The following is a 16,360-nucleotide window of genomic DNA, read 5'->3' on the forward strand; positions in this document are numbered from 1 at the left end:
CCAGTGGCCCTAAAGTAATCAACATTTTTAATTGTTTACAGCCTTTAAGCTCATATCCAGGCTTTTAACCGAATGCGTTAATGCACCCATAGATACGTAATCTACACCGCACAGGGCATAATCACGCACATTATCTTCGGTTATTCCACCCGATGCCTCTGTAACGAACCTTCCGTTTACCAGCTGTACAGCTTTTTTAAGTGTATCGAAATCAAAATTATCCAGCAAGATCCGGTCCACACCACCGGCTTCTATTACTTCCTGCAGTTCCTGCATTGACCGCACTTCTATTTCTACCGGGATATTCAGCTGATTTTCGTGTACATATTTCTTAGCTGCCGATATAGCCGCCGTAATGCCTCCGGCATAATCCACATGATTATCTTTGATCAGGATCATATCGTACAAACCAAACCGGTGATTAACACCTCCACCGATTTTTACTGCAATCTTTTCTAAAAATCGCATATTAGGCGTGGTTTTACGGGTATCCAGTACCCTGGTACCGGTATCTTTGATCAACTGCGTAATGCGATGCGTAATGCTGGCAATACCGCTCATACGCTGCATGGTATTGAGTACCAAACGTTCGGCTATGAGTATGGCATACAGGTTACCGCGTATAATAAAAGCAACATCGCCGGGCTTTACGGCAGCGCCATCTTCTATAAAAATATCTAAGTGTAGTTGCGGATCTATTTGCCTGAAAATTTCGCGGGCCACTTCAACACCCGCCAAAATACCATCTTCTTTAATAAGCAACCTGGCTGTGCCCTGTTTACCCTGCGGAATGGTAGAAAGTGATGTATAATCGCCGGGGCCAACATCTTCTGCCAACGCAAGCTGCACAAACTGATGCAGTAATTTCTTAAAGTCTTCCATAAAATCGAAGCTAAATTAAGAAATCTCTTTACTCTTTGTTGGTTTCTATGCGTATTTCGGTAATAAGAAAATTACCCTTAAAGTTTTTCATAGAATATGAAACCCTGAAAACGCCGTTGGAGGTATTGAGTGATAGCACATTAAAACGGTAGTTCGGATTTGAGGTAAGCTTGTGAATAACTTTTAATGATTGCGGCAGGTGCTTGGCAAAAAAATCTTTCAATATAATTTCTGCCTGCGATTTAGAATAAACGTCCTCATCGTTCAGGATGGTAATTTCAACATTGCCGGCAAAATACTTTGCAAGTTCTTTGGTGTTAGCAGTGCGTATCAGATTATTTACATCATCTGTAATATCTGCCGCATCGTTAGCAAAACTTATATTTCCGGCAAATAATAATAAAATGAAACAACAAATTTTCACCATATTTAATTTTAGGGTTGCGTGTTCAAACTTACGTTAAAATAACTTAAAATCTGCACTTGCCCTCATTCAAAAATACCGAAAACAAATAAGGCGGTCTGAAAAAGACCGCCTTAAAAAATCATTGTATTGACTTTGTTACACACCAGGTATTATTCTTCGGCATGCAGCCAGGCTTTTTTAGCAAGCAACTCTTCTTTGGTTTCCCGCACATCCTCATCGTCTACACAACAATCAACCGGACATACTGCTGCACATTGCGGTTCATCGTGAAAACCCACACACTCTGTACACTTATCAGATACGATATAGTATACCTCGTCTGAAATTGCGGGTTGAGATTCCTCAGCATCCAGAGTAGTACCATCTCCAAAATCGATAACTCCTCTTAAGCTGGTTCCGTCCGAAAATCTCCATGCTGTGCCGGCATCATAAATTGCGTTATTAGGGCATTCCGGCTCACATGCCCCACAGTTTATGCACTCATCGGTGATTTTAATTGCCATCTTCTACTTAAAAAACTAAATTCTGAATACTTTTGCAGATCCTTATTCAGGTAACAAAAACAATGCAAATATAGTATCTTTCGGCGAACTTATTGGAATGATTGAGATTTTGACACATAATAAACGAATAACCGCACTGGCAAACCTGGGCGACTGGTTAAAACAGGGCGATACGGCCCTTGATACACTGATACAGCACACCAGCATGCATAATGCCTGGTTTACCCCTGCATATACTCAAAAAGCGTTACAGGCTATTGCCAACATGCTAACCATCAGCAATTTAGAACACTGGTTACAGCCATATCCCAATACCTATACAGAGGAACCTAAAAACGTAGGGCTGATACTGGCCGGAAACATTCCATTAGTTGGGTTTCACGATATTTTGTGCGTGCTGATGTCCGGGAACAGGGCTTTGATAAAAATGTCTTCACAAGATCAGCAGCTTATCCCCTATCTGCTTGATCAATTAGTTAAACAGGAACCGACCTTTGCGGGGCAGTTCCGTTTTGTGGAACGGCTTGAAAACTTCGATGCCGTAATTGCCACCGGCAGCAATAATACATCGCGTTATTTTGAATATTATTTCGGGAAAGTTCCGCACATTATCCGTAAAAACCGGAATAGTGTAGCCGTGCTGAACGGCAACGAAAACCCAGCTTCATTATACCGCTTAGGAAATGATATTTTTGATTATTTCGGTTTAGGATGCCGGAATGTCTCTAAAATCTTTGTACCGCAAGGTTATAATTTCAGTACACTGTTCGAGGCTATTGAACCTTTCAAAAAAGTGGCAGAACATCATAAATATAGCAACAATTACGATTACAACAAATCCATTTTCCTGGTAAACGGCGATCATCATTTGGATAACGGATTCGTGTTGCTTAGACCTGACAGCAAACTGGCCTCACCCCTGGCGGTGGTTTATTATGAAGAATATACCGGTTTACCCAGCCTGGAAAGACTATTGAGAGACCAAAGCGATAACATTCAATGTATTGTATCTGAAACACCATTATCAGTAAATAACCAGGTAATAGCCTTTGGACAAAGCCAGCAACCGCAATTATGGGATTATGCCGATGGAATAGATACCATGCAATTTTTGAGTAGCCTGTAAGTTTTACATGCAAATACGCAGGGAAATTGCTTTTAAGCTATTTTTATCCCGATGAACAAGCTATTTATAAATTGCAGTAAGATGGGATATACCGACAGTGTTACGGGTATTCCGGCTCTGTTTCTTTAAAGGAATCAATCATATCTCAATGCGCAATACTTACACACTGCCAAGTGATGGGCTTAGGAGAGCACCAACTAACCAACCAAACTACAGCAACAAGCTGTCAATACGATGCGCCTGCACCATAGACCGATGCTGCGACCATGTGAATATGGTAAAATGACCGTCCTGCGAAGCAACAAGCGCATGCGCATCCGGCTGATCGTGAACAAACTGCGCTGCCGAAAGATGCCTTGTTCCTCCTATTTGCGTTGAATGCACAATAACCGATTCGCCGCCAATAACAGGCTCGCTCATAGCAACCTGCTCCACCGGCTGACGCCCGCTTGCCCGGCCGATCTTTGCACCGAAAGCCAGCAGCTCATACTGCGTATTAATAATGGTAGCACCGTCTACCGCGGTAAGACCGGCCAGGTGCTCAATCTCCCGGTTCAGCGAACTTTGCCGGGCACTTTCGCTGCCGCGGCTTTCCACATCGGTAAAAATCAGTTCGCTAAGTCCCGAAAAAGTAGGCATTACCGGGTATTGTACAGGCTGTATAATAGAATGCTGCCAGCCGGCATCTTCTGCGGAAACCAGCAACAACGTTCCGCCATGCCGATGCGCCCGCATAGATACAGCCAACTGGATCAGCACATTTAACGGGTCATTCCACGACGCGGCCGAATAAAATCCCAGCAGATACTTCAGCATATCGGGGCAATCAGGCACTCCGCCATTATAAGCATCCACAATTTTCACCTGGTCGCCTTTCAACACCGCCACATTGGTATATTTACCATAGCCACATATCCGCCGGTGCTTGATCACCAGCAAACCCGGCTCCGACACATCCAGCACAAAACAGAAGTTCGGCACAGAAAGCGTTGTGCCCCACAAATACAATTCATCGCCATCCGTCCAGACACCCAAATGCACACCGGCCCGCTCCACACCCGGCGCCAGCTTGGTGAGTATAGCAGGACTTAACGGAATGCGATGCCCGAAAAGCAAGGGATTTCCAGCCTGCTCCGGCGGCAAAAAGGCCAGCGAGATACGTGGCGAATGTCCCTCTTCCCGGCGAAGACTGGCCCAGAACGCAGCATCGATCAACGCCTCAATAACTGCCGACGAGGGTACGGGAGCCCGGTTGCTATCTTCACAGGCAGGGTCGCCACCGGCGGCAAGCCTGTTAAAATGCTCTTCTATCGGTGCCGCCACAATTCCGGCGGCCTGGTAGGTTGATCTGTAAGTCATTCACAAAGTTAATGGATTCACATCATAAGCCATGTCAGTTATTTTTCAGAAAAGCAAAGTACGGATTACATCGCTTCCGGTAGTCCGGCTGTACGCTCATACGCCTGCAACCTGTCCCGATACCTCGTGGGGCCTTAACCACAAGGCCGGTATCCGCTGCCATCCGGTTTATTTTACACAGTTCATTGCAGCTATTAATGTTTTTCTTAGGTTTACTTTTAACTTTCGACTTTTAACCTACACTACATTACTAAAAATTATGTCGAACATCGGATTGATTATAGAAGAACGGGCAGCAAATATCGGTAACTTTATGGTGGGGCGCTTATTACCCTTTCGCCAGAAACGTGCAGTCGGCCCTTTTGTATTTATTGACCACATGGGTCCCGTTCATTTAAAAAATTACCAGAATTTTGATGTGCCGCCTCATCCGCATATCGGACTTTCTACACTCACCTACCTGTTCGAGGGAGCAATTATGCATCGCGATAGCCTGGGAACCGAAATGGAAATTCAACCCGGAGCCGTAAACTGGATGACCGCCGGCAAAGGTGTTGTTCACTCCGAGCGGACGCCGGAATATTTACGCACTTCGGATAAAAACCTGCATGGTTTACAGATCTGGGTTGCCCTGCCTAAAGCGATGGAGCAAACCGATCCCTCTTTTTCGCACATTGCTGCACATGAACTGCCTCATTGGGAACAAGACGGGGTTACACTGAGGCTAATTGCCGGAGAAGCCTTCGGCAGGAAATCACCAGTCCCGGTGTACAGTCCGTTATACCTTATTGAAATTAAAAGTACCGCACCGGCGCAACTTAACATTGGAGATGAACTATACGGCGAAAGTGCCCTGTATATCCTGGAAGGAGAAATACGAAACGATGGTAACACATATTCGCCCAGGCAGATACTGGTAGCAAAAGACAGTAAGCTATGCCAGTTTGAAATGGCCCCAAACACCACCGTTTATATTTTCGGCGGAGAACCTTTTCCCGAAGAGCATTTCATTTACTGGAACTTTGTAAGCTCAGACAAAGCATTAATTGAGCAGGCCAAGCAGAATTGGCGGGAACAAAAGTTTCCTGAAGTTCCGGGCGAAACAGGATTTGTTCCACTGCCACAATAAACTATTTCAAAAACGGCAAAGCCTCTTTAGGTACAAACTGGCTTACATCGCCTTTATAACGCAGAATATCACGAACAATGGTGGAGCTTATGGACGAATAACCGGGCTTGCTGACAATAAATATGCTTTCTATATCCGGCTCAAGCGCATGGTTCATTTGTGCAATAGCCTTTTCGTACTCAAAATCCGATACGGTGCGTATTCCCCTGATCATATAGTTAATACCGGCCTTCTTGCAATACTCAACCGTTAAACCCTCGTAGGTAACTATTTCAATCTTAGGCTCGTAGGCAAAAACAGCCTGTAACATGCTTTTACGTGTTTCCGGCGATAAATAGGCCTGCTTATTACTATTAAGTCCCACTCCAACTACAATCTTATCAAAAAGCGGAACAGAACGTTTCAGAATATCAACATGGGCCTTGGTTACGGGGTCAAACGAACCGGGGAATAACGCTGTTTTCATTGTTTAAGATTAAAGGTTTGAGACATTAGATTTGAGATTTGAAGCTGCACAGGTAAAATTAAGATTAACCAATGAAATTGTCATATTGCTTTACTTTCCTTCTTCAAAAGTTTCATCTTCAAAAACATCATCCATTAAAAGTTGGTCATCTTTGTTTTCATGCATCTTTCTGAAAGCTTGTTCCCAATTTTTTCTTGGCTTTTTCTTTTTACCATATTGTTGTAATAATAGCATGTTTAAATTTTCTGAATAAAGTTATTATCCATAGAGGGTGTCTAAAAAGTTCCCCAGACACCGAAAAAACGCGTCATTGCGAGGAAGCATGACGAAGCAATCTGCGTTTTGACATCACAGATTGCTTTCCCGTACGTACGGGATTCCTTCTCGCAATGACGGTAATGTTTGACTTTTTAAACACCCTCTTTAAAATCAAAGTAATTATTTTCTTTCAATTAACCAGGTTTATTTGATCTGGAACCACATTGTCCACTGTCCATTGTCCATTGTCCACTGTTCCATTATCAATTGCTACGGCCATATTCCCAGCGTATTATACGATACGGCAATTTTATCAATAGATTTCACAAATGCCGCTGTGCGTAAGCTGTCTATTTTAGGGTTACTCAGTTTCGTATTGCGAATTTCGTGGTACGAACGTATCATGGTATCTTCCAGTCCCGAATTAACCAGTTCCAGTTCGGAAGCCCCTTTTATAATCGTACGGCGTTGTGTATCAGTAAGCTGTATGCCGCTAACCGACTCCAGGATATTCACCATGTTCATGTTTGCGTTTTCTGCATAGCGTTTATCCATGCGACCAAAAGCTACATGCGACAGGTTTTTAAGCCACTCAAAATACGATACCGTAACACCGCCGGCATTGCAATACATATCCGGAATAATAATACCGCCTTTTTTAAGAAAAGCCCGTGCCGCTTCCGGCGAAGTTGGCCCATTTGCACCTTCAGCAATGATCTTGGCCTGGATACGGTTAATATTTTCCGTCGTGATCTGGTTTTCCAAAGCCGCAGGAACCAAAATATCACAAGGCTGCTCCAAACCTTCGGCCGGCTTCTTGAACTGCTTTTTAGCGCCTTTATATCCCATGATCGAACCGGTTTCCTTACGATGCGCCACAACTTCCTCTACATCCAGTCCGTCGGCATTATAAATAGCACCGTCATATTCGCAGATTCCTACGATCACAGCGCCAAACTCCTGTAAAAACTTTGCCGAATAATAACCCACATTACCCAATCCCTGAACAATTATCCGCTTACCGGTTAAGCCAGGAGTTAATCCGAGTGCTTTCATATCTTCGGCCACGCCTGCACATTCGCGAACAGCAATGGCAACTCCCCTGCCGGTAGCCTCTTTTCTGCCGGCTATTCCATGCAGCGCAATAGGTTTTCCGGTTACGCAGCCCAACGCATCCATCTGCCCGGTGTTCATGGTATAATACGTATCGGCAATCCAACTCATTTCACGCTCACCGGAACCGTAATCAGGTGCAGGGACATCAATACCGGGGCCAATAAAGTTTTTCTTCATCAGCTCTACGGTATAACGACGGGTAATGGTTTCAAGCTCCGCTACAGTATAATTTTTAGGATTAATTTTTATACCGCCCTTAGCTCCGCCGAAAGGCACATTCACAATGGCACATTTATAGGTCATCAGCGCAGCCAGCGCCATCACTTCGTCTTCATTGACCATCTCGCTGTAGCGGATACCGCCTTTGGTTGGCGACATGTGGTGTGAATGTTCCACCCGCCAGGCATGAATTACTTCAAAGCTGTTGCCTTTGCGAATGGGGAATTGGAACCGGTACACGCTGTTACAGGTTTTAATCTGTTCCAGCAGGCCTTTAGGATGTTTGGTAAATTGTGCAGCATAATCAAAAAATTCGCATACATCACCAAAAAATGAAACTTCTTTGGTAGCAGAGTTGGTTTTTGCCATAGCTTAATTTAGATAAAGGTTAGAAAGTTAGATAAAGATTAGAAAGGTGAATACTATTCGTTCGAAAGCATAACACCAAAAACTATATTTAGCTTTAAGAATCTTGTTCCAGTTTCTTTATTCTCCGCTCTATAGCGAATAAAAACAAGGCAATCCCGATAAATATTACCGTAATAACTGCCACCACCACGTAAATCATCCCTGAGCTGCGTATATCAAAACCAGTAGTGGCTGTTTGTGCAGATACCATGTAACTCATTAAAACAAAAGCAATTGCCAGTGATGTTTTTTTCATTGTTTAGTTTGTTAGTAGCCTCACCCCAACTCCGCCACCTGGCGGAAGAGGGAGTTGTTAGTGCATTTATGTTCTTAATTTCTTTATCGCTATTATATTTACTTCTACCATTCTTTCCGCTTCCGGTCTTTTCTGACCCCCGAATAATCGGGATTTCGTTGCGCTCAACTTTCCCGACTTGCGGACTATAAGCTATGAACCATGAACTATTAGCTTTTAATCATCATTCAGCTTTTTGCTTTCCAGCATCCGGATGCGAAACCGTAACGTAGCGATCCAGCTGCCTATCAATATCCAGCCTAAACATGCCGGATAAAACACGGTACGCATGGTATTGTCCAGGTCATATTTTCCGAAAGCAGGGTTTCCGCCGTTTCCGGGATGCAGCGAATCGGTCATACGGGGCAGAATAAAGATCAGCACGATCATTACCGGGAAGGCGAAAATATTATATATGGCCGATATTTTGGCCCGTTTTTGTTCCTCGTCTACAGAATTACGCAATACCAGGTAAGCACAATATACCAAAAAAGCAATGGCAGCGCTGTTCTGCTTCGGATCGTTGCTCCAGGGTTCGCCCCAGGTATAATTTGCCCAGATCATGCCGGTAACCAGGCCCAGTATATAGAACATCAGGCCGGTATTGACACATTCAACCGCAATAAAATCGTATTCCTCTTTCGGGTTACCCAGGTACTTAATGCTATAAAAAACAGAGATGCTGAACAGCACACACATGGCAAACCACATGGGCACGTGAAAATACAGGTTACGTATGGTTTCGTGAATGATAGGCAGCGGAGGAACCGGGAATAACAAACCCGCAATCATGGTGTAAGTTACCAGGATCACACCGAGAACCTTCCACCAGCTTTGATAAATCATTTTCATGCGATACAAAGTTAGAAAAATTGCCTTGTAAAAAGGATTAGCAAAATTGTTAAAGTATAAACAAATATTACTGCTGTTCAATTGAAATATTTCGGTTACTTTCGCAGTTCATCAAAGTTATGCAACATATCAAAAACATTATTTTTGATTACGGAAACGTAATTTTTAGAATTGACTTTAACCGTGCCCAGCACAGTTTTACCGAACTGGGCATTAAAAATGTAGAACGATTTTTTGCTCATAAAGGTCACGATCCGCTTTTTGACCGGTTCGAAACCGGTGACATCTCCGCTGCACAGTTCAGGGATGGCATTCGCCGGATAACCGAAAACTCCGATCTGACCGATGAACAGATTGACCGTGCCTGGAACTCACTGCTGATTGGCGTTCCGCCTGTGAATCACGAGATCCTGTTAAAGGCCAAACAGCAGTACCGTACATTTTTATTAAGCAATATCAACGAGATACACCTGGATTATATTCACAACTATCTTTACCAGGAATATCATATCCGTTCTAACGATGTATTTTTTGAAAAGGTTTATTATTCGCACCTGGTACGTAAGCGTAAACCCAATGCTGAAATTTTTGAGCAGGTGATCAACGAGAATGATCTTCAGATAAACGAAACCCTGTTTATTGATGATAGTCCCCAGCACCTGGAAACAGCGAAAAAATTAGGCTTACACACGCACCTGATGACGGCTGACGATTCCCTTGAGAAATTCATGTACCGGTCAGGACTGTTGCACTGATTGCATAAACAATTACAAGGCGGCAGATGTTAACAAGGTATGAATGATTACAGAACTTTGGTTGACGCCCTGAACGATTTACGTTCGAGAGGTTACACGTTAGATTTTAACCTGACAAAGGATGCACTGCATAACAGCACCCAAAATATCACCTTACACCCGGATGATTTTGAGATCACAGAGCTTTACCGCTTTGAAGGTGAATCAGATCCGGCAGATAACTCAATTTTATACGCTATTAATTCGGACAAACACCAGGTAAAAGGTGTATTTGTGGATGCGTATGGCGTGTATGCCGATGATATTTCGGAGGAATTATTACGTAAGCTGAACACTCCCGGGTAGATCAGTGTTTCCGGCGCTTTAATTCTGCTGAAAGCAAACTGAGCTCCCGTTTGGCGTGGCCGGTAACCGATGTATTTTCTTCCGCCCGCCTGAACAGGTATGGCAAAACAGCCTTTACCGGGCCATAAGGCATATATTTAGCTACACGATATCCCGCATGGGCCAGGTTAAAGCTGATGTGATCGGCCATACCCAGCAATTGTGCGAAATATACATGAGGATGCTGTTTATTGATACGCTGCAGATCCATCAGGCGGGTTAACAGCATACAGTTTTCCTCATTATGCGTGCCTGCAACCAGTGCAACCTGCTGCAGGTTTTCAATACAATATTGCAGACTTTTGTTGTAAGCATTGTCAGTATCGTCTTTATCCGGGTAAACCGGCGATGGATACCCCAATTCTGTTGCACGGGCCCGTTCTTTTTCCATATATGCTCCCCGCACCAGCTTTGCTCCCAATATATATCCACTATGCCTGGCAGTTTCAATATCCGCTTTAAGCGATTCTTCCTTGTGCCGCAAATAGAGCTGATAGGTATTGTATACCACGGCCTTATCGCGGTTAAAGCGCTTCATCATCTCTGTTGCCAGCTTATCAATGGCAGGCTGGATCCAGCTTTCTTCGGCATCGATCATTACCGGAACGCCGGCATGTTCGGCAGCAGCACAGATCATGCTTACCCGGCCGTTGAGCTTTGTCCATTCGGCCCGTTCTGCTGCCGTAAGCGATTCACCGGCGCTTACCTTTTTCAATAATTCAAACCGCCCGATGCCTGAAATCTTAAATACAGCCAGGGGTATGCGCTCATCATGCTGCGCCCGCTTAATGATCCGTATAATTTCATCGGCAGTACGACTAAACGATTGCTCGTCCTGGCTTCCCTCTACCGAGTAATCCAGGATGGTTCCCACACCTCCGTTCGCCAAACGGGCTATGGCAGGTTCGCAGCCGGCAATATCCTCACCGCCGCAAAATTGCTTGAAAACAGTAGATCTTATAACCGATGTCACCGGCAATCCTACCCTAACGGCCCATTTCACCAATTTCTGCCCCGTACGGGACAAAAACGGATTACTGATGATCTTAAATATCCGGTACGAAGTTTTTAGCTCCTTTACGGATTTATCCTGGAAAGCGATCTGTGTATTATTGAAGGATAAGGCTGACTGTTGGGAAACATTTCCACCGGGTTGTGCTGGCATGATACAAAGTTAAAAAATTACACCGGTAACATCGGCTTACATTTCGTAAGTTTGCGCCATGATTTCGTTCAAGCTCGAAAGAGATTACATTCCTTTAATCCAACTGCTCAAAGCCGTTAACCTGGTTGAAACCGGCGGTCAGGCACAGCTGGTGGTTGCAGAAGGACTGGTAAAATACAACGGCCACGTTGATTATCGCAAGCGACTGAAAGTAAAACGCGGCGATACCGTAGAGTTTGACGGCAACACTATACACATTCAGTAAATGCAATCTATAATCAGTAATTCATATTCCGTTTATTTCAATGAGCAGCTTGATGATCTGAAAACCTTCATCGCTCAAGGCAATTATTCAAAGATCTTTTTCCTGGCCGATCGTATCACGATGGATAAATGTCTTCCTTATGTTATTGAGCAGTTAGATACGCTGAAAGAATACGACCTGATCGAGGTGGATGAAGGCGAAGAGAACAAGAATATTGATTTCTGTATCGGGATATGGAATATGCTGCTTGATTTTGGCGCCGACCGTAACAGCCTGCTCATTAACGTGGGCGGCGGCGTGGTAACCGATATGGGAAGTTTTGCGGCGGCAACCTATAAACGCGGTATCGATTTTGTGCAGGTTCCCACTACCCTGCTATCGCAGGTTGACGCTTCTGTAGGCGGCAAAACGGGCATCGATCTGGGCAAAGTAAAAAATATCATCGGCACGTTTACCCAGCCGAAGGGTGTTTTTATTTCCTCTAAATTTTTAAAAACGCTGGATGAGAAGCAACTGGTTTCCGGCTTCGCCGAAGTTATTAAGCATGGCCTTATCTTTGATGAAGCCTATTTCAACGAGCTGAAAACCATCTCGCCACAGCAAATTACCACAGCACAGATTTACCGTTCGGTAGAAATAAAAAATGAAGTGGTTACTACCGATCCTTATGAGAAAGGATTACGGAAAATCCTGAATTTCGGACATACCATCGGCCATGCCATTGAGAGCTTTTCGCTTACCGGAAACCGCCAGCCGCTGCTGCATGGTGAGGCCATCGCCATCGGTATGATCTGCGAAAGCTATATATCACATCGCTGTAATAATTTGAGCCGGCAAAATCTCGACGAGATAACTGCGTATATTCGCAGCATATTTCCTGATTACAGGTTTACGCAGAACGATTACGCCGAGCTGCTCGATTTTATGCAAAACGATAAGAAAAACAGCAACGGTAAGATCGGTTTCGCCCTGTTAAATACCATCGGGAAATGTGATTATAACATCTACCCCACCGAAGAACAGATTTTTGAGAGCTTAGACTTTTACAGGAATTTGTTAAACAATAACTAAAATTGGAACGGAATTTAACTATTGGCATACTTTTCGGATTAGTAGCGCTGCTTACGTTAGCCGAAATGTTCTTCAGCTACTATCACGACCGGAAATATTATAATAAACGAGATACCTGGACCAACCTTTACCTCATGTCGGCCGCTTTTGTGGTTAACCTGGCAACCAAAACACTCACATTCTTTGTGCTCGATTTTTTTTACCGGTTCCGGCTCTTCGAAATTGAGAACGTATTTTGGTATTGGCTGGTATTGGTGCTTGCGCAGGATTTCCTGTACTGGGCATTACACACGTTAGGGCATTATTCCCGTTTTTTCTGGGCTATACATGTTACCCACCACTCCTCAGAGCATTTTAACCTGACTACAGGTTTCCGGTCAACGGTTTTTGAGCCATTGTACCGGATGCTATTTTATGTTCCGCTTGCGCTGATGGGTTTCAATGCCATCGATATTATGTTTTGCTACCTGGCCACACAGATTTACGGCAACCTGGTACACACCCAAACCGTAAAGAAGCTGCATCCTGTTATCGAATATATCTTTGTAACGCCATCACATCACCGGGTGCACCATGCCAGCAATGTGCGGTATTTAGACCGTAACATGGGTATGATACTGATTCTCTGGGACAGGATATTTAATACGTTTCAGGAGGAAACTGATGACGATAAGGTAAAATACGGCTTAACCAAACCGCTGGAAAATCCGGGGCCTGCCGATATTATCTTCCACGAATTTATTGCGCTCTGGCACGATATAAAGAAAGCGCCGACGCTTGCCGATAAAATCAGGTATGTTATCAATCCGCCCGGCTGGAGTCACGATGGCTCTACTCAAACCGCAAAAGTATTACAACGTGAGCTAAAAGCACAGGAATCGGCACAAAACCAAACGACCATTCAGCATATTAGCGATGCTTCTGTCAGAAAGAAGGATACTTTAGTTGAAGATATGGCCTAAAAGAGTTTTACGTTTTGGTATTTTTGAATAACTTTGAGCCTTAGTTATTACCGGATATGGCTGGACAAGAAACCATTGCTATGGTGAAAAAGATTTTCGAGGCCTACCTTGAAAACAAAAACCTTCGGAAAACACCCGAACGCTTCGCTATACTTGAAGAGATTTATTCCCGCTCGGATCATTTCGATGTGGAATCACTGTATATCCACATGAAAAACAAGAAATATCGTGTAAGCCGGGCTACTGTATACAACACGCTCGAATTACTGGTTTCGTGCGACCTGGTTACCAAACATCAGTTTGGTAAGAACATGGCGCAGTTTGAAAAATCGTATGGTTACAAGCAACACGACCACATCATTTGCATTGACTGCGGTAAAGTGGTAGAATTTTGCGATCCCCGGGTTGGCCAGATCCAATCCATGATGGGCGATCTGCTGAAATTCGACATCAAACATCACTCATTAAATCTCTACGGCAACTGTGCAAAGCTGAAAAATGGTTATTGCGAATCATTTTCAAAAAATTAAGCTATGGCCATCCGTAAACCGATATTAAGCAAACAGGCTTTCTGGGACGTAGATATGGAAAAAATAGACTACGAAAAGAATGCCCGTTTTGTGGTAGAAAAGGTGATTGACCGGGGAACTCACCAGGATTTTTTAAATATCCTGAACTTCTATGGCTTTAAAAAAACCAAAGAGCTGGCCCTCAATGCAGGCTGGCTTTCTGATATCAGCATCAATTTTTGCTGTACCTTGTTTGATGTAAATCCTAACGATTTTAAATGTTACGAGAAGAAACAGTTGAACCGTCAACACTGGAACTTCTAAAAAAACTGACATCCATGCCTGAATTATCAAACTTCAGACTGGTTGGTGGAACCGCACTATCGTTGCTGTTAGGACATCGTAAATCTATAGATATTGATCTGTTCACAGATATTCCTTTTGAAAAAGACGAACTGATAAATCTGTTAGATAGTAATTTTCCGGAATATTCCTCGCTCGAAAACAGGAGCAGGTCTATTTTTCAATGCATTATAAAAAATGTAAAAGTAGATTTTGTTTGTGTGAAAGATCCTTTTATTCACCCTGTTGATTACATAAACACTATTCCTTTTGCGAATATAAAAGACATTATTGCACTAAAGCTTAATACAATTAAAGGAAGAGGGGCCAAAAAAGATTTCTGGGATGTGGCAAAATTACTGCAACTTTATGAGCTTGGAGAACTTCTGAATTTCTATCAGGCAAGATATCCCTATGATGATACTTTTGCAGTGATGCGATCTATTGTTTACTTCGACGATGCTGAAGATGATGCAGATCCGGAAATTATTGAGAAGATATCCTGGGAACAGGTGAAAAACATTATAAAAAAAGCATTTAACGATTACTATAAACAAAATACCAAAAACTAAATGGCTGTTGACGTACTATTAGGCCTCCAGTGGGGCGATGAAGGAAAAGGAAAAATTGTCGATGTTTTAAGTCCGGAATATGATTTAATTGCCCGTTTTCAGGGCGGGCCAAACGCCGGGCATACGCTTGAATTTGATGGTCAGAAATATGTATTAAACACCATTCCATCAGGAATATTCAACACCAAAACCATGAACCTGATCGGCAATGGTGTGGTAATAGATCCTATCATTTTAAAACGGGAATTAGAAACGCTGAAAAAAAGCGGCTTTGACCCGGTTGCTGCTCAAAAGCTGGTTATTGCCCGTAAGGCGCACCTGATATTACCTACTCACCAATTACTGGATGCCGCATCCGAAAGTAAAATGGGCGATGGCAAAATAGGTTCAACGTTGAAAGGCATCGGGCCAACCTATATGGACAAAACCGGCCGCAATGGCTTACGTGTCGGCGATACCATGCTTCCTGATTTTAAAGAACGCTATGATAAGCTGGTGTCCAAACATCTTTCCATTTTATCGCATTATGGCGAAGTACCTGATTTCAGCGAGAAAGAACAGCAGCTTTTCGAAGCTATTGATTACCTGAAAACCATTCCGCAGGTTGACAGCGAGCATTTTGTAAATTCATACCTGAAAGCTGGTAAAACCGTACTGGCTGAAGGTGCACAAGGAACCATGCTCGATGTAGATTTCGGTTCTTACCCATTTGTCACCTCATCAAACACCACAACAGCCGGGGCATGCACCGGCTTGGGCATTGCTCCAAGCGCCATTGGAGAGGTAATTGGTATCTTTAAAGCTTACTGTACCCGTGTTGGCGGCGGCCCCTTTCCTACCGAGCTGCACGATGAAACCGGCGAGGAACTTCGTCGCGTAGGTCACGAATTTGGCGCAACAACCGGTCGTCCGCGTCGCTGCGGCTGGATTGATCTACCTGCTCTGCGTTACGCAATTATGCTAAACGGTGTTACCGAATTGGTAATGACCAAAGCCGACGTACTAAGCGGTTTTGATAAGATATATGCCTGTACGCATTATAATCACAATGGTGAGCTTATTGATTACATGCCTTATGACATTTGCTCGGTAAAACCGGAGCCTGTTTACGAAGAAATAGAAGGCTGGAACGAAGATCTGACAGGCATTAAATCGCCAGATGAGATTCCTGCCAAGCTAAAATCCTATGTAAGCTATTTGGAAACTGCGCTTGGCGTGCCGGTTAAATACCTTTCTGTAGGGCCAGACCGGGTACAAACCTTGGTTTTGAGGTAATACACTGAAACCTCACAGGT

General features: G+C 43.7%; 21 protein-coding genes. 11 read left to right on the forward strand and 10 right to left on the reverse strand.

What is annotated here, in order from left to right:
* Nucleotides 1-27: 27 nt before the first annotated feature.
* From nadC to FW774_RS09695, 3 genes are all read right to left on the reverse strand, one after another.
* On the reverse strand, nucleotides 28-882 hold the full coding sequence (gene nadC / locus FW774_RS09685) for a carboxylating nicotinate-nucleotide diphosphorylase (protein ID WP_149347985.1): 855 nt from the start codon (nucleotides 880-882) through the stop codon (nucleotides 28-30).
* Between the two features lie 28 nt (nucleotides 883-910).
* Nucleotides 911-1,309 (reverse strand): DUF4783 domain-containing protein, encoded by a 399-nt coding sequence (locus FW774_RS09690; RefSeq protein ID WP_149347986.1) that lies wholly within the window; start codon nucleotides 1,307-1,309, stop codon nucleotides 911-913.
* A 149-nt stretch (nucleotides 1,310-1,458) separates the two neighbouring features.
* A complete protein-coding gene (locus tag FW774_RS09695) occupies nucleotides 1,459-1,812 on the reverse strand; it encodes a 4Fe-4S dicluster domain-containing protein (RefSeq protein ID WP_149347987.1) in 354 nt (117 codons plus the stop codon).
* A 97-nt stretch (nucleotides 1,813-1,909) separates the two neighbouring features.
* Here FW774_RS09695 and FW774_RS09700 point away from each other — a divergent pair, with 97 nt between their 5' ends.
* The gene (locus FW774_RS09700; protein WP_187774866.1) at nucleotides 1,910-2,938 is read left to right on the forward strand and encodes an acyl-CoA reductase; all 1,029 of its coding nucleotides are present in this window, start codon (nucleotides 1,910-1,912) and stop codon (nucleotides 2,936-2,938) included.
* 210 nt (nucleotides 2,939-3,148) lie between these two features.
* Here the strand turns inward: FW774_RS09700 and FW774_RS09705 are convergent, their stop codons facing one another.
* Nucleotides 3,149-4,297 carry a putative sensor domain DACNV-containing protein gene (locus FW774_RS09705; protein WP_149347988.1) on the reverse strand — a complete coding sequence of 383 codons (1,149 nt, stop codon included), beginning with the start codon at nucleotides 4,295-4,297 and terminating at the stop codon, nucleotides 3,149-3,151.
* A 259-nt stretch (nucleotides 4,298-4,556) separates the two neighbouring features.
* On the opposite strand from FW774_RS09705, the gene FW774_RS09710 reads away from it, so the two are divergent.
* Nucleotides 4,557-5,426: a pirin family protein gene (locus tag FW774_RS09710; protein WP_149348382.1), complete on the forward strand. Its 870-nt coding sequence runs from the start codon at nucleotides 4,557-4,559 to the stop codon at nucleotides 5,424-5,426.
* Nucleotide 5,427: 1 nt separating this feature from the next.
* Here the strand turns inward: FW774_RS09710 and coaD are convergent, their stop codons facing one another.
* The 5 genes from coaD to ccsA all read right to left on the reverse strand — a co-directional run bounded on the left by coaD (nucleotide 5,428) and on the right by ccsA (nucleotide 9,040).
* A complete protein-coding gene (gene coaD, locus FW774_RS09715; protein ID WP_149347989.1) occupies nucleotides 5,428-5,892 on the reverse strand; it encodes a pantetheine-phosphate adenylyltransferase in 465 nt (154 codons plus the stop codon).
* Between the two features lie 90 nt (nucleotides 5,893-5,982).
* Nucleotides 5,983-6,126, reverse strand: coding sequence for a hypothetical protein (locus tag FW774_RS09720; RefSeq protein ID WP_197739833.1), 144 nt, complete (start codon nucleotides 6,124-6,126; stop codon nucleotides 5,983-5,985).
* A gap of 294 nt (nucleotides 6,127-6,420) precedes the next feature.
* The gene (locus FW774_RS09725) at nucleotides 6,421-7,854 is read right to left on the reverse strand and encodes a Glu/Leu/Phe/Val family dehydrogenase (protein WP_149347990.1); all 1,434 of its coding nucleotides are present in this window, start codon (nucleotides 7,852-7,854) and stop codon (nucleotides 6,421-6,423) included.
* Nucleotides 7,855-7,948: 94 nt separating this feature from the next.
* Nucleotides 7,949-8,149 carry a CcmD family protein gene (locus tag FW774_RS09730; protein ID WP_149347991.1) on the reverse strand — a complete coding sequence of 67 codons (201 nt, stop codon included), beginning with the start codon at nucleotides 8,147-8,149 and terminating at the stop codon, nucleotides 7,949-7,951.
* A gap of 216 nt (nucleotides 8,150-8,365) precedes the next feature.
* A complete protein-coding gene (ccsA, locus tag FW774_RS09735; RefSeq protein WP_410522733.1) occupies nucleotides 8,366-9,040 on the reverse strand; it encodes a cytochrome c biogenesis protein CcsA in 675 nt (224 codons plus the stop codon).
* A 119-nt stretch (nucleotides 9,041-9,159) separates the two neighbouring features.
* Here ccsA and FW774_RS09740 point away from each other — a divergent pair, with 119 nt between their 5' ends.
* The gene (locus tag FW774_RS09740) at nucleotides 9,160-9,795 is read left to right on the forward strand and encodes an HAD family hydrolase (protein ID WP_149347992.1); all 636 of its coding nucleotides are present in this window, start codon (nucleotides 9,160-9,162) and stop codon (nucleotides 9,793-9,795) included.
* A gap of 39 nt (nucleotides 9,796-9,834) precedes the next feature.
* Nucleotides 9,835-10,140, forward strand: a complete 306-nt coding sequence (locus FW774_RS09745; protein WP_149347993.1) for a phosphoribosylpyrophosphate synthetase — start codon at nucleotides 9,835-9,837, stop codon at nucleotides 10,138-10,140.
* 1 nt (nucleotide 10,141) lies between these two features.
* On the opposite strand, the gene FW774_RS09750 is transcribed toward FW774_RS09745, so the two are convergent.
* The gene (locus tag FW774_RS09750) at nucleotides 10,142-11,344 is read right to left on the reverse strand and encodes a proline dehydrogenase family protein (RefSeq protein ID WP_149347994.1); all 1,203 of its coding nucleotides are present in this window, start codon (nucleotides 11,342-11,344) and stop codon (nucleotides 10,142-10,144) included.
* Nucleotides 11,345-11,402: 58 nt separating this feature from the next.
* Between FW774_RS09750 and FW774_RS09755 the strand changes: the two genes are divergently transcribed.
* From FW774_RS09755 to FW774_RS09785, 7 genes are read left to right on the forward strand one after another with little or no spacing between them, the layout of a single operon-like run.
* Entirely contained in the window at nucleotides 11,403-11,609 is a 207-nt protein-coding gene (locus FW774_RS09755; protein ID WP_149347995.1) for an RNA-binding S4 domain-containing protein, read from the forward strand.
* On the forward strand, nucleotides 11,610-12,680 hold the full coding sequence (gene aroB, locus FW774_RS09760) for a 3-dehydroquinate synthase (protein ID WP_149347996.1): 1,071 nt from the start codon (nucleotides 11,610-11,612) through the stop codon (nucleotides 12,678-12,680).
* 2 nt (nucleotides 12,681-12,682) lie between these two features.
* Nucleotides 12,683-13,642, forward strand: coding sequence for a sterol desaturase family protein (locus FW774_RS09765; protein ID WP_242457787.1), 960 nt, complete (start codon nucleotides 12,683-12,685; stop codon nucleotides 13,640-13,642).
* A gap of 56 nt (nucleotides 13,643-13,698) precedes the next feature.
* A complete protein-coding gene (locus tag FW774_RS09770) occupies nucleotides 13,699-14,172 on the forward strand; it encodes a Fur family transcriptional regulator (RefSeq protein ID WP_149347997.1) in 474 nt (157 codons plus the stop codon).
* A 3-nt stretch (nucleotides 14,173-14,175) separates the two neighbouring features.
* Nucleotides 14,176-14,475 carry a DUF6922 domain-containing protein gene (locus tag FW774_RS09775; RefSeq protein WP_149347998.1) on the forward strand — a complete coding sequence of 100 codons (300 nt, stop codon included), beginning with the start codon at nucleotides 14,176-14,178 and terminating at the stop codon, nucleotides 14,473-14,475.
* A gap of 14 nt (nucleotides 14,476-14,489) precedes the next feature.
* Nucleotides 14,490-15,065: a nucleotidyl transferase AbiEii/AbiGii toxin family protein gene (locus FW774_RS09780; RefSeq protein ID WP_187774867.1), complete on the forward strand. Its 576-nt coding sequence runs from the start codon at nucleotides 14,490-14,492 to the stop codon at nucleotides 15,063-15,065.
* Nucleotides 15,066-16,340, forward strand: a complete 1,275-nt coding sequence (locus FW774_RS09785; protein WP_149348000.1) for an adenylosuccinate synthase — start codon at nucleotides 15,066-15,068, stop codon at nucleotides 16,338-16,340.
* Nucleotides 16,341-16,360 lie beyond the last annotated feature (20 nt).

Origin of the sequence: Pedobacter sp. BS3 (assembly GCF_008274585.1) — a bacterium.
GTDB lineage: Bacteria > Bacteroidota > Bacteroidia > Sphingobacteriales > Sphingobacteriaceae > Hufsiella_A.